Origin of the sequence: Halomonas sp. KHS3 (assembly GCF_000830495.1) — a bacterium.
Classification (GTDB): Bacteria; Pseudomonadota; Gammaproteobacteria; order Pseudomonadales; family Halomonadaceae; genus Vreelandella; species Vreelandella titanicae.
In genome coordinates, this window is the sequence record NZ_JWHY01000002.1 from 945,729 (window position 1) to 958,810 (window position 13,082).

Sequence of the window (13,082 nt, forward strand, 5' to 3'; positions counted from 1 at the left end):
CGCGAGCGTCTTAGTGCTCAACGCCGCCTTCGCCGTGCACGTGGCCGTGCTCAACTTCTTCAGCACTTGCTTCACGTACTTCAGCGATCTCAACATCAAAGTTGAGCTGCTGGCCGGCCAGCGGGTGGTTGCCATCGACAACGACCGTATCGCCTTCGACTTTCTTGACGGTAACCATCAGAGGGCCGCCTTGAGTCTGGGCTTGGAACTGCATACCCGGCTCAATGCTTTCAACGCCTTGGAACGCATCGCGGGGTACTTCTTGCATCAGCTGCTCTTGCAGCTCGCCATAACCCTCTTCAGGGGATACGGCAACGTTCAGCTTCTCGCCTGCTGCACGACCTTCCAGCTCTTTTTCAAGACCCGGAATAATGTTACCAGCGCCGTGGAGGTAGGTAAGCGGCTCACGGCCTTCGGAACTGTCTAGCACTTCACCTGCATCGTTGGTCAGGGTGTAGTGAAACGCGACAACCGAGTTTTGCGCAATTTGCATGGAATAACCTTTCGGTGAGTGCATGTCCCAATATGGTAACGCGTGTGCGCTGGCTTGTCAGGGGGTAGCGACGCTTTTTCCTACTCACCACTTTCGGCGGTATTGCGCGTCAGGGTGACCAGGGATACCCTACAACCATCATTTTTTCCTTTGCCCTATCACTTTTGGAGCATGTAATGACGATCTTGATTATTTGGCTTATCGCTTTTTGCCTGATTGCTTATTTTGTCTATCAGCGCTGGAATAGCGGCGTTAGCGAGGGGTTAGATAAGGTGTTGCCCGGTTTTTTGAAAAGCCATGGCGACAATCGCTATCTATGGGTGATTACGCTGGCAGTGTTGGGGGCCACCACCCTGGTGCAGCCGGTTGAAATGCTGCTGGTCGTCATCCTGCTTGCCCTGATTGGCTGGGCAATCATGGCGCTGGCTAAATGGGCTGGGAATAAAACCCATCACTAAGCTGTTCGCGATAAAATAAAAAGCCCGGCCCTCTCATTTGATGGCCGGGCTTTTTTGATACTTAAGCGCTAGATTAACGCTCTCGATTAATAGGGTGCCACGCTCATGTTGGCGCCATTGCCAATCAAACGCACACGCTGGCCGGCTTGGAACTGGCGATCCGCACGCTGAACGACAACCACGTCGGTACCGTCATCGCGACGAATTTCCATCTCCAGCGCATTAACGCGGTTAGTCGCATCTTCAGCGGCCGTACCTGCCACAGCGCCGCCCAGGGCGCCTGCCACAGTCGCCAACTGACGACCAGAGCCACCGCCGACCTGGCTACCCAGAAGACCGCCGATAACCGCGCCACCGCCGCTACCTAAAAGGCCGCCGGCACGGCTTTCCGCTTGGATCTGCACCGGGCGAACCGCCACGATAGTGCCGTAAGTAACACTTTGACCGGTTTTGGCTTGGCTGCCGCGATAGACATCACCAGAGTAACCAGACGTATTGGCACAGCCTGCCAGCGTGAGAATGCTCAGTGCGACAACAGGTAGAAGAAGACGTTTCATTAAAACCTCCAGAGTGTCTATTTTTATAACTGTCATCCATTGGCCTGTTATCCATATAGCGCTCATAACTGGGCAGGCACAGAGTAGATTTAGTTATAGAACAGTGTTCGTTAAAGATAGCCGATGCTAACGGCTTTGACCAGCGTTCATGAAAAAAGATCAAAGTTGGTAGAGCAGTCGCCAAAAAAAGCTTAACCGAGAGTTTAACAGCGTATTAAGAAAACAGTGTGCAAATACGTATAACCAAGCAAAAACAGGAGACCCGAAGGCCTCCTGTTGCAGGGGGACATAGTGAACTATGGCGTTGAAACCTGCTAATTAGCCAAACTGGTTCATGGTGTTGTCTTTGCCACCGGCTTTGAGCGCGGCATCGCCGTGGAAGAACTCTTTATGGTCATCACCGATATTGGAGCCTGCCATATCCTGGTGGCGAACGGTTGCAATCCCTTGGCGAATTTCCTGACGCTGTACGCCTTTCACGTAAGCCAGCATCCCTTCATCGCCGAAGTAGCCTTTCGCTAAGTTGTCGGTAGACAGGGCAGCCGTGTGGTAAGTTGGCAGCGTGATCAGGTGGTGGAAGATGCCCGCTTCGCGAGACGAGTCGCGCTGGAAATTGCGTGTCCACTCATCGGCCAGCTGGCCAAGTTCGGTCTCGTCGTACTCTGCGCTCATCAGCTTGTCACGCTGGTAAGCGGAAACGTCTTTACCCTCTTCCTGCCATGCATCGAACACCTGCTGGCGGAAGTTGAGCGTCCAGTTGAACGACGGAGAGTTGTTATAGACCAGTTTGGCATCCGGCACGACCTGGCGAATGCGGTTGACCATGCTGGCGATCTGGCCAACGTGGGGCTTCTCGGTTTCGATCCACAGTAGGTCGGCGCCGTTTTGCAAGCTGGTGATGCAGTCCAGTATAACGCGGTCTTCGCCGGTGCCGGGTTTAAACTGGTAGAGGCCCGAAGCGAGGCGCTTGGGTTTAACCAGTTTGCCGTTCTGCTTGATGACCACATCGCCGTTGTTGATATCGGCGGCGTTTTCAATCACATCGCCGTCCAAAAAGCTGTTGTACTGGTCGCCGAGATCGCCTGGCTCGTTGGTAACGGCAATTTTTTGCGTCAAACCTGCGCCGAGTGAGTCGGTACGCGCGACGATAACGCCATCTTCAATGCCGAGTTCCAAAAAGGCGTAACGCACGGCGTTGATTTTGGCCAGGAAGTCCTCGTGGGGCACAGTAACTTTACCGTCCTGGTGACCACACTGCTTCTCATCAGAGACCTGGTTTTCCAACTGGATGCAGCAGGCGCCCGCTTGAATAAACTTCTTGGCTAACAGGTAGGTGGCTTCTGCATTACCAAAGCCAGCGTCGATATCAGCAATAATCGGTACGATATGAGTTTCGTAGTTATCGATTTTACCGATCAGTTCCTGCTCTTTTGATTTGTCGCCAGCCTCTTTGGCTTCATCAAGGGCGCGGAACAAGTGGTTAAGCTCCCAGGCATCGGCTTGTTTTAGAAAGGTATAGAGCTCTTCGATCAGGTTCGCGACGGAGGTTTTTTCGTGCATCGACTGGTCGGGCAGCGGGCCGAACTCGGAGCGTAGCGCGGCAACCATCCAGCCGGAAAGGTAGAGGTAGCTACGTTTGGTGGTGCCAAAGTGCTTCTTGATCGAGATTAGCTTCTGTTGACCAATGAAGCCGTGCCAGCAACCTAGCGACTGGGTGTACTGGGCGGTATCGGCATCATAGGCGGCCATATCTTCGCGCATGATCTTGGCGGTGTAACGCGCAATATCCAGGCCGGTGTGAAAGCGGTTCTGTGCACGCATGCGAGCGGCATACTCAGGTTTGATGGTTTCCCACTTGCCGCCTTGAGCTTCGCGTAGTTGGGCCATGGCTTTGATATCGTCGAGCAGTCCTGTCATGAGCTTATCCTCTTCGGGCTGGATAGTGTTTCGCAAATCAGCTTTTGCTTATGCTGCACCTGCGAAGTTGTATTTAGCATTATTGATTTTCGTGATTGTGTCTCTAGGTCAATCGTCTCTCATGCAAACGTCTTGAAAGCTGGAAGCAGTAACGCTAGAGACCTCAGCTACAGCGTTGAGCTTGATGGATTGACCCAATCCGCTTAACGCTGCAATGCAATAACTATCCACGAGGATGGCGCCTTCAACAATTGACACTTGGGGGCAGAGGCCGTTGTAACCCGACGACAGGGAGGTAGAGGAAGGGAGGGTTTGTGTAGTCGTTTTTCGTCAAGATGGCGGCAAGAGCGCATAAAAAAGCACTGCCGAGGCAGTGCTAGAGATCAATCAAGAGGGCTTGTTAATCGAGCGAAAGCGTCATTTCTCGATGAGGGATGCCTGCATCCAGAAACTCATCGCCATGGGCGATAAAGCCTAGACGCTCATAGAACGCCAGTGCGTGTACCTGGGCACTCAGGGCCACTTGGGAGTGGCCCGCATAGCGTGCCGCTTCAATCGCGGCCTGCATCAGCAGTACACCAATACCGGTGCCGCGGGCATTAGCGAGTACGGCGACGCGGCCTATATGCCCGTCGGGCAGCAGTCGTGCGGTGCCTACCGGCTGCTGATCAAGCATGGCGAGAAAGTGCTGGCACGCCGGATCCAGGCCATCCCACTCCTCATCCTGGGGCACGCTCTGTTCTTCAATAAATACCTTGCGGCGGATCTCGCTGGCCGTTGGGCCCAGCGTTTCCCAACTGCCAGTGCTAATGTGGGTAATCGCCATTAATACTCCTCGTCGTCATCACCTTCATCACTCATAAAGCCGAGGCTGCCGGTATTGACCAACTGGGTGATGAGCGCAGTTGCGCCGTCAAGCTCAAGGTCTTCGGCGTAGAGAGGGGTGGTGTCGGCTAGGCGTTTGGCTAATTCAGTTGAACAGGCGTGGCCGTCACCATCCACAAATAGCGTGGTACCGCTGGCATCGCGACGCCAGGCAAAGCGTGAGCCAGGCATATGGTAGAGCGGCTCCCCCTCTTGTAGTTGAGCAACAAGCGCCTCTTCGTCCAACGGTGTTTCAAGCGGTACCACTTGATCGACATATTTTGGCTGAGTCATCACCCGGCCAAACCACTGGGCAATCTGAGTAGGGTTATCCAGCGTCGACATAATCAGCTGACGCATACGCTCAACGGCTGCGTCGTCCAGTTCACCGACCTGCTGAGCAGGCGCCATGCCCGCATCGCTGTAACGCTGAGAGGCAGGCAACTGCTCGCCCAAATAGTCGGCGTAGGAGGTGATCGCTTCATCGGCAGAAGGAGCACGAAAGCCAACTGAAATGGTCATGCAGTCATCGCTCTGGCTAACGCCGTGATGCGCCCAGCCGGGAGGGAGATAAAGCATGTCGCCGGGGTCAAGCACCCAGTCGGAGTCGGGCTCTACGGTGAATTCTTTCAGGATGCGGAGATCGATACCTTGGATGATCGGCGCATCTTCCGTGAGCTTGCCGCCCAACTGCCAGCGGCGGTGGCCGCTGGCTTGGAGTAAAAAGACATCGTACTGATCGATATGTGCACCCACATTTCCGCCAGGAGGCGCGTAGCTGATCATCACGTCATCGAGCCGCCAACGAGGCAGGAAGTCAAACTCATTCATTAGCGCTGCCACCGATGGAACATAGTGGTCAACCGCTTGCACCAGAAGGCTCCAGTTTTTTTCTGGGAGCCGTTCAAAAGTGGCTTCATCGAAGGGGCCGTGGGAGACCTGCCAAGGGCCATCCGGGCCCTCCTCTTCAACCAAACGCGCTTCTACGCCAGGCTCGCAGGCGAGTCCAGCCAGTTCATCGGCTTCAATCGGGCTGATGAAGTCGGGCATGGCGCCACGAATCAGCAGCGGCTTTTGCTGCCAATAATTGGCCAGAAAGTCTGCAGCGGTAAGATCGCCCAGCAGTGTTAGCGGCTTATCGTGATGGTTCATGGCGTGTCCTGGTGTAGTGGTCGCAGCAACGTTGGTCACAGCAAGTTGGTCACAACAAATGGGTTACAGAGAGTTTAACTGATGTGTCAGTGCTTCGGCTTGCGCCTGGGCATTACCAATATAGTTGGCCGGTGAGAGCGCCTTCAATTCGGTTTTGACCTCGCTGGGCAGTTCAAGGGTATCAATAAACGCCGCAAAGCCTGCTTGGTCAATACGTTTGCCACGAGTCAGTTGCTTGAGTTTTTCATAGGGCTTTTCAATACCGTAACGGCGCATCACCGTTTGAATCGGCTCGGCGAGCACTTCCCAGCTGTTATCCAGATCAGCATCTAAACGCTCAGGGTTGGCTTCAAGCTTGCTGATGCCTTTGAGGCTGGCGTGGTAAGCAATCAACCCATATGCCAAGCCTACGCCAAGGTTACGCAGCACGGTGGAGTCAGTCAGGTCGCGCTGCCAGCGGGAGATCGGCAGCTTTTGCGCAAGGTGGCTAAGCACAGCGTTGGCCAGGCCCAGGTTGCCCTCGGAGTTTTCAAAATCAATCGGGTTAACTTTATGTGGCATGGTCGAGGAGCCAATTTCGCCCTCAACCGTGCGCTGCTTAAAGTAGCCCAGTGAGATATAGCCCCAAACGTCGCGATCGAAGTCGATCAGGATCGTATTGAAGCGGCAAATGGCGTCAAACAGTTCGGCGATATAGTCGTGGGGCTCGATCTGGGTAGTGTAAGGGTTAAAAGTCAGCCCTAAGCCTTCCACAAAGGTGCGGGCATTGGCTTCCCAATCGATCTCCGGGTAGGTGGTCAGGTGGGCGTTATAGTTGCCCACAGCGCCATTGATTTTGCCGAGCACTTCCACCGCTTCGATCTGCTTCAACTGACGCTTAAGGCGGTACGCCACGTTGGCCATCTCTTTGCCCAGCGTGGTCGGGGTGGCGGTTTGACCGTGAGTACGCGACAGCATCGGCTGGGCGGCGTGGGCAATGGCTAGCTTGGCAATGTCATCGGCAACCTCGTGCATGGTGGGCAGCATGGCGTTCAGGCCGTCGCTGAGCATTACGCCGTAAGAGAGGTTGTTGATATCTTCGCTGGTGCAGGCAAAGTGAATGAACTCGGTCACTGCATGTAGCTCGGCCTGACCTGCGATCTTCTCTTTGAGGAAATACTCCACTGCTTTGACGTCGTGATTGGTGGTGCGCTCGATCTCTTTGATGCGTTCGGCATCCGCGATAGAAAACTCACGAATCAATTGCTCAAGGAACGCGGTAGCCTCAGCAGATAAGCGCGGTACCTCGGTAATCTGAGCATGCTCAGCCAGGCGCTGTAGCCAGCGAACCTCCACAATCACACGGGCGCGAATAAGGCCGAATTCACTGAAGTGTTCGCGCAGGGCGGCGGCTTTAGAGGCGTAGCGGCCGTCGACGGGGGAGAGGGCGGTCAAAGCGGAGAGTTGCATGGCATCGTTTCCAGGAGGTTCGAAAGAAAATTAGTCGAGAGCAAGTTAATTGAAAAGACGTCGATCGAGAACAGAGTAGCCGTCTAGTCGAGGCTATCCAGTGCCCGGCGTAGCGCTTTACGCTGGAATACCAGTTTCCAGCGGCGCCCGCCTTGCTGGTGCCACAATAATCCAAAGCGAATCCCCGCCATTAAGCAAGCGCGTACACGCTCAGGCATCATGCGGCTCTGCAGCAGTGATGGATCCCCTTGCACCACAATGCGGGTTTTAAAGGTGGATATCGTCTCTTGGTACGCTTCCCCAAGACTGGCCACCACGTTTTCATGGGTAGTGCCAAAGTGCTCGGCTTGACCCTGAATGCGGGTTAATTTTTGGCCCAGTGAATCCATCATGTCGTTATTGGTACGCAGCTTATTCATTAGCATCAGCAGCGAAAAACCGTAGCGCAACACCACCGGGTTCGCCTGCTTACGCCCCACCAGGGCTTCTAAGGTATCCAGGCCGCGGCGCAGATTATTGGGGTGCCCGCCATAAATCGCCTCGAAGCTTTCCGGGTTAGTATCCACAGTGGCCTCAATAAGCGTTTCCCAGGCGCGGGTGTCGACCTGCCCGGTGCGAGCCAGCTCATCGACCAGGCTGGCGGCTTGAAAGACGCCAGCAAGGGCAAGTGCTTGGCGGACTGCCGGAGAATCGGGGGCGCGATGAATCGGGGTAGGATTCATGCAGCAGCCTCCGCGGCTTTCTTCCAGGTAGCGCGAATAACGCCGCCGCCCAAGCATATGTCGCCATCGTAAAGCACCAACGACTGGCCAGGGGTGACCGCCCACTGCGGGTCGTCAAACGTGACCTCAACGCCACCGTCGGGCAGCGCGCGCATTTCACAGCTGCAGTCGCTTTGCCGATAGCGCGTCTTGGCGGTAAAGCGCCCCTGCTGAACCGGCGGCTCACCCGCCACCCAATCCATGGCCTCTGTGACCAAGGTATCGGAGTAGAGCAACTGGTCATGCTTACCCTGCACCGCGATCAGTACATTGCGATCAAGATCTTTTGCCGCCACGTACCAGGGGTCTTCGGAGTAGTTGGCAAGCCCGCCAATGCCTAGACCCTGGCGCTGGCCCAGGGTGTAGTACATCAGCCCCATATGTTTGCCGATGACATCGCCATCCGGCGTTTCAATGATACCGGGCTGGGCGGGCAGGTACTGCTGGAGGAAATCGCGAAACCGGCGCTCGCCGATAAAGCAGATGCCGGTGGAGTCTTTTTTCTTAGCGGTGATCAAATCGTGCTGTTCTGCAAGCGCGCGTACGGCGGGCTTTTCCAGCTCACCTACGGGAAACAGAGTACGGGCAATGGCGGCTTCTGGCACTGCATGCAGGAAGTAGCTTTGATCTTTATTGCTATCCAGGCCTTTCAGCAGGCGCGGGCGAACATCGCCATCGCCTTGGCTAACATGCCCTTTACGAACATAGTGCCCGGTGGCGATTTTGTCGGCTCCGAGCATTTCAGCGTACTCAAGGAAGACCTTAAATTTGATCTCCCGGTTACACAGAATATCCGGGTTGGGCGTGCGGCCCGCTTTGTATTCGGCTAAAAAGTGCTCGAATACATTATCCCAATACTCGGCGGCAAAGTTAGCGGTGTGCAGTTTAATGCCCAGTTTGGCGCAGACCGCCTCGGCGTCGGCGAGATCCTCTTTGGCCGTGCAATATTCGGTTCCGTCGTCTTCATCCCAGTTTTTCATAAACAGGCCTTCGACCTCATAGCCTTGTTGCATGAGGAGAAGGGCCGAAACGGACGAGTCGACGCCGCCGGACATACCGACAATCACTTTGCCATTAGCGGCTGTGGCGGATGACTCAGTGGTGGATGAGCCTGGCGTAGTTGGTTCAGTGGATGACATGGGCATCCTCAGTTGAAGTAGGGTGCAAATAAGCAGTGTGCAGTTGGGCGAGGATTATACACGATGGGGGGTAATGGCTTCGAGTGCTTCACTCGCGAATCACCGACAGGGGATAGCCAGGCCCGCTGAGTGCATCCTCGATACGTTTGAGTACCAGCGGGCTGCGTAGGCGCGCCTGCTGATCTAACGACCGTATTTGCTCAATGGTAAGCCAGTGGGTGGCGAAGATATCCGGGTCGAGGGGAAGGTCGAGTTGATGAAGCGGCGCAGCAATAAAACCGTGGCTGTGAAACGTTTGCCCTTCGTCGGTATGAAATACGTATAAACCCAAATATCCGGTGAGCGATACCTGCCAAGCAGTCTCTTCCACTACTTCGCGTAGAATGGCCGCTATGGGACCTTCGCCGGGTTCAATATGCCCAGCGGGTTGGTTAAACACACTTTGCGGGCCGCCACGCTGCTCTTCTACCATCAAAAAGCGCTCGCCCTGCTGGATGACGCAGGCAGCCGTGCTGCGAATAAGGCTCATCAGGGTTTCCTGCGTTTTGTGGTGGGCCGCCTACGCTGATCTTTTTGCGGAGCTATTCGTCGCTGACTTGGGGGTGTATTCGTCGGTCTGGGCGCGTGTAGGGCTTCTTTGCGCCATTCGCCAGGTGCCAAACCATCCAGCCGCCAGGGGCCGATCGCTACGCGAATCAAGCGCAGGGTGGGGTAGCCGACATGAGCAGTCATACGGCGAACCTGGCGGTTACGGCCTTCGCTTATGGTTAGCTCCAGCCAGCTAGTCGAGGGGTGGCGTTTGGGGTCGATGGGAGGGTGGCGTGGTGCGGTCGTAGGCGGATCTATTCTGTGCGCTTTGGCCGGCTGCGTTGGGCCATCTTTCAGCGCAATGCCTTGGCGCAATGCCTTCAATGCCGTGTCATCGATTTGCCCTTCCACCTGGGCCCAGTAGGTTTTGGGCTGCTTATGGCGCGGATGAGAAATGCGGTGAATCAGCTCGCCATCATCGCTGAGCAGCAGTAGGCCTTCAGAGTCGTAGTCAAGTCGTCCTGCGGGGTAAATATCTTTCACATCGACATAATGCGCCAGGGTTTGCCGCCCCTCACGGTCGCTGAATTGGCTCAGTACCTGGAAAGGCTTATGCAGTAAATAAAGGTTGCTCATGACTTCTCGTTGCCCTTTTTACTTTCTATTCGCTCTCAGGAATAGGTATGTCGACAATGCGCACGGCGGGCAGCGCTGGTATACTCCGGCTACCTGATGGGGCGCCCATCGTTGAGCTCGCGCTCCGCTCAAGATTTCTTGCCATCGCAGCGAAAAGAGAGAGGTTAACGCAAAAATGACCAAAACGCCGAAGATCATCTATACGCTCACTGACGAAGCGCCCGCACTCGCGACGCACTCCCTACTGCCGATTATCGATGCCTTTACCGATTCTGCCGGCATTCAGGTAGAGACCCGCGATATTTCTCTGGCCGCTCGCATCATTGCTCAGTTCCCTGACTATCTGAGCGAAGAGCAACGGATCGGCGATCACCTGGCGGAGCTTGGCGAGCTGACCAAGACCCCAGAAGCTAACATTATCAAATTGCCCAACATTAGTGCCTCTCTGCCTCAGCTAAAGGCGGTGATTAAAGAGTTGCAGCAGCAGGGTTACAAACTTCCTGACTACCCTGAAGCGCCCCAGAGCGATGAAGAGAAAGACATTCAGGCGCGCTACGACAAAACTAAAGGCAGCGCCGTTAACCCGGTGCTGCGTGAAGGTAACTCGGATCGCCGCGCTCCGCTGTCGGTCAAGAATTACGCCCGCAAATATCCCCACCGCATGGGTGAGTGGAGCAGCGACTCCAAGTCCCATGTGGCGCATATGAGTGGAGGCGATTTCTACGGCAGCGAGAAGTCCGCGCTGATTGAAAAAGCCACCGATCTTAAGATCGAGCTGGTCGCTAACGACGGCAGCACCACGGTGCTCAAGCAGAAAACCTCGGTACTGGAAGGCGAAGTCGTCGACGCTGCGGTCATGAGCCGTAACGCGCTGCGTCGTTTTGTGGCCGACGAAGTCGCTGACGCAAAAGCCAAAGACGTGCTGTTCTCGCTGCACCTTAAAGCGACCATGATGAAGGTCTCTGACCCGATCATGTTCGGTATGGTGGTCAGCGAGTTTTATCAGGACGTGCTGAGTAAGCACGCGGATGAACTCCAGCAGGCGGGCTTCGACCCCAATAACGGTATCGGCGATCTCTATTCGGCCATTAAGTCACTGCCGGAAGAGCGTCAGACCCAGATTGAGGATGAGGTTCAAGCACTTTATGCCGAGCGCCCGCGTTTGGCGATGGTGAACTCCCATAAAGGGATCACCAACCTGCACGTGCCCAGCGATGTGATTATCGATGCTTCCATGCCGGCGATGATCCGCGATTCCGGTAAAATGTGGGGCGCCGACGACCAACTGCACGACGTCAAAGCCGTCATTCCTGATCGTTGCTACGCCGGTATCTATCAAACGGTCATCGACGACTGCAAACAGCACGGTGCCTTTGATCCGACGACTATGGGCAGCGTACCCAACGTAGGCTTGATGGCCCAGAAAGCCGAAGAATACGGCTCCCACGATAAGACCTTCCAGATTCCTACCGACGGTACCGTACGTGTCACCGATACCAGCGGCAATGTAGTGCTTGAGCACAGAGTTGAGCAGGGCGACATTTGGCGGATGTGCCAGACCAAGGATGCTCCGGTTCGCGATTGGGTGAAATTGGCGGTTAATCGTGCCCGCGAAAGCGGAACGCCGGCTATCTTCTGGCTGGACGCCCAGCGCGCCCACGATGCTCAACTGATCAAGAAAGTCGAGAGCTACTTAAAAGAGCACGATACCGCTGGCCTGGATATTCGTATCATGACGCCAGAAGAGGCCATGCGCTTCTCTCTGGAGCGTATCCGCAAGGGCGAAGACACTATCTCCGTCACCGGTAACGTACTGCGCGACTATCTGACTGACCTGTTCCCGATTATGGAGCTCGGCACCAGCGCCAAGATGCTCTCAATCGTACCGTTGATGAATGGCGGTGGCCTGTTTGAGACCGGCGCTGGCGGCTCTGCTCCCAAGCACGTTCAGCAGTTGCTGGAAGAGAACCATCTGCGCTGGGATTCGCTGGGCGAGTTTTTGGCCCTGGCGGCATCCCTTGAACACCTGGGCAGCACCTTCGATAACGCTCGGGCAAAAATGCTGGCCAAAGCGCTCGATCAGGCGAACGGCAAGTTCCTGGATAGCAACAAGTCGCCGTCGCGCAAAGTGGGTGAGCTGGACAATCGCGGCAGCCACTTTTATTTGGCGCTATACTGGGCTGAAGCGTTGGCAGAGCAGAGCGAAGATAGCGAAATGCAGACGCTGTTCGGACGCCTGGCTGACGCGCTAACGGCCAAAGAAGCGACCATTGTCGATGAATTGAACAGCGTTCAGGGCCAGCCTGCGGATATTGGTGGCTACTTCCACCCGGATCACGAGCTGACGGCTAAGGTGATGCGCCCCAGCCAGACTCTCAACGAAACGCTTGCCATGGTCGCAAAAGGCTAATAGAGACCGCCTGTGATTAGGCTGAATGACCCCCGTCCGCTTGGCGGGCGGGGGTTTTGCATTGCACTCGCTATTGCGCTCTGTAATATTTTAAGTTTTCCATGAACCCTTGCTGATCGAAAGCGTCTTACGTTTAGGCTAATAAGCTATAGTAGTTAAGAAATTATAGTAGTTAAGAGGCTACAGTTAAGAAACTACACTAGTGAATTGGCGATGTGAGGTCTGATAAACGCTTCCATCGGTCAGTGTCGAGACAACCAACCGTGCAGCTTATGCCCAACCAAGATAGTTCATACTTGACCGTGTTACCCGTAAAAGCGGGGATGACGCGGCCAGATATGCCCGATGAAGATGGTGATATAGCGGTACAGTCAGCAGAACCGGCGCTGGCGCAACCACCGCTTTATAAGGTAGTGCTTCACAACGACGATTACACGCCGATGGAATTTGTCATTGAAGTGCTGCAAGATTTTTTTAACATGGACAGCGAGACGGCCGTTCAGGTCATGCTCGCCGTACATACCCAAGGAAAGGGCACTTGTGGCGTGTTTACGCGCGATATAGCCGAAACAAAAAGCTATCAGGTAAATGAATATGCCCGTGAGTGTGAGCACCCGTTGATAAGTGATATTGAGGCCGCCAATTAAAAGCGTTGAGAAATAATTGGTGGTGAGGCTTGCAACCGTGCCATTTGTACCCGATGTTGAGAGTGCCGGTC

At 55.0% G+C, this 13,082-nt stretch carries 13 protein-coding genes; 3 read left to right on the forward strand and 10 right to left on the reverse strand.

The features are described 5' to 3' along the window. Nucleotides 1–10 precede the first annotated feature (10 nt). Nucleotides 11–493 (reverse strand): peptidylprolyl isomerase, encoded by a 483-nt coding sequence (locus tag RO22_RS06480; RefSeq protein WP_022520436.1) that lies wholly within the window; start codon nt 491–493, stop codon nt 11–13. 176 nt (nt 494–669) lie between these two features. Between RO22_RS06480 and RO22_RS06485 the strand changes: the two genes are divergently transcribed. Then, nucleotides 670–951, forward strand: coding sequence for a hypothetical protein (locus tag RO22_RS06485; protein WP_027959688.1), 282 nt, complete (start codon nt 670–672; stop codon nt 949–951). Between the two features lie 86 nt (nt 952–1,037). On the opposite strand, the gene RO22_RS06490 is transcribed toward RO22_RS06485, so the two are convergent. The 9 genes from RO22_RS06490 to RO22_RS06530 all read right to left on the reverse strand — a co-directional run bounded on the left by RO22_RS06490 (nt 1,038) and on the right by RO22_RS06530 (nt 9,954). Further along, entirely contained in the window at nt 1,038–1,508 is a 471-nt protein-coding gene (locus RO22_RS06490; RefSeq protein ID WP_022520434.1) for a glycine zipper 2TM domain-containing protein, read from the reverse strand. A 318-nt stretch (nt 1,509–1,826) separates the two neighbouring features. Continuing rightward, the gene (locus RO22_RS06495) at nt 1,827–3,425 is read right to left on the reverse strand and encodes an isocitrate lyase (RefSeq protein ID WP_041157875.1); all 1,599 of its coding nucleotides are present in this window, start codon (nt 3,423–3,425) and stop codon (nt 1,827–1,829) included. A 400-nt stretch (nt 3,426–3,825) separates the two neighbouring features. Then, nucleotides 3,826–4,251, reverse strand: a complete 426-nt coding sequence (locus tag RO22_RS06500; protein ID WP_041157876.1) for a GNAT family N-acetyltransferase — start codon at nt 4,249–4,251, stop codon at nt 3,826–3,828. Further along, a complete protein-coding gene (locus tag RO22_RS06505; RefSeq protein ID WP_022520430.1) occupies nt 4,251–5,441 on the reverse strand; it encodes a cupin domain-containing protein in 1,191 nt (396 codons plus the stop codon). The genes RO22_RS06500 and RO22_RS06505 overlap by 1 nt, the downstream gene beginning before the upstream one ends. A 63-nt stretch (nt 5,442–5,504) precedes the next feature. After that, nucleotides 5,505–6,890, reverse strand: a complete 1,386-nt coding sequence (purB, locus tag RO22_RS06510; protein WP_041157877.1) for an adenylosuccinate lyase — start codon at nt 6,888–6,890, stop codon at nt 5,505–5,507. 83 nt (nt 6,891–6,973) lie between these two features. Beyond that, nucleotides 6,974–7,612 carry a high frequency lysogenization protein HflD gene (gene hflD / locus RO22_RS06515; RefSeq protein ID WP_039860134.1) on the reverse strand — a complete coding sequence of 213 codons (639 nt, stop codon included), beginning with the start codon at nt 7,610–7,612 and terminating at the stop codon, nt 6,974–6,976. Then, the gene (gene mnmA, locus RO22_RS06520) at nt 7,609–8,796 is read right to left on the reverse strand and encodes a tRNA 2-thiouridine(34) synthase MnmA (RefSeq protein WP_041157878.1); all 1,188 of its coding nucleotides are present in this window, start codon (nt 8,794–8,796) and stop codon (nt 7,609–7,611) included. Before mnmA ends, hflD begins: the two co-directional genes overlap by 4 nt. A gap of 82 nt (nt 8,797–8,878) precedes the next feature. Then, nucleotides 8,879–9,319, reverse strand: coding sequence for an NUDIX hydrolase (locus tag RO22_RS06525; protein WP_039860137.1), 441 nt, complete (start codon nt 9,317–9,319; stop codon nt 8,879–8,881). Further along, nucleotides 9,319–9,954: a pseudouridine synthase gene (locus tag RO22_RS06530; protein ID WP_041157879.1), complete on the reverse strand. Its 636-nt coding sequence runs from the start codon at nt 9,952–9,954 to the stop codon at nt 9,319–9,321. Before RO22_RS06530 ends, RO22_RS06525 begins: the two co-directional genes overlap by 1 nt. A gap of 175 nt (nt 9,955–10,129) precedes the next feature. Between RO22_RS06530 and RO22_RS06535 the strand changes: the two genes are divergently transcribed. Further along, the gene (locus tag RO22_RS06535; protein WP_041157880.1) at nt 10,130–12,364 is read left to right on the forward strand and encodes an NADP-dependent isocitrate dehydrogenase; all 2,235 of its coding nucleotides are present in this window, start codon (nt 10,130–10,132) and stop codon (nt 12,362–12,364) included. A gap of 338 nt (nt 12,365–12,702) precedes the next feature. Continuing rightward, on the forward strand, nt 12,703–13,011 hold the full coding sequence (clpS, locus tag RO22_RS06540) for an ATP-dependent Clp protease adapter ClpS (RefSeq protein ID WP_035538640.1): 309 nt from the start codon (nt 12,703–12,705) through the stop codon (nt 13,009–13,011). The last annotated feature ends 71 nt before the right edge of the window (nt 13,012–13,082 follow it).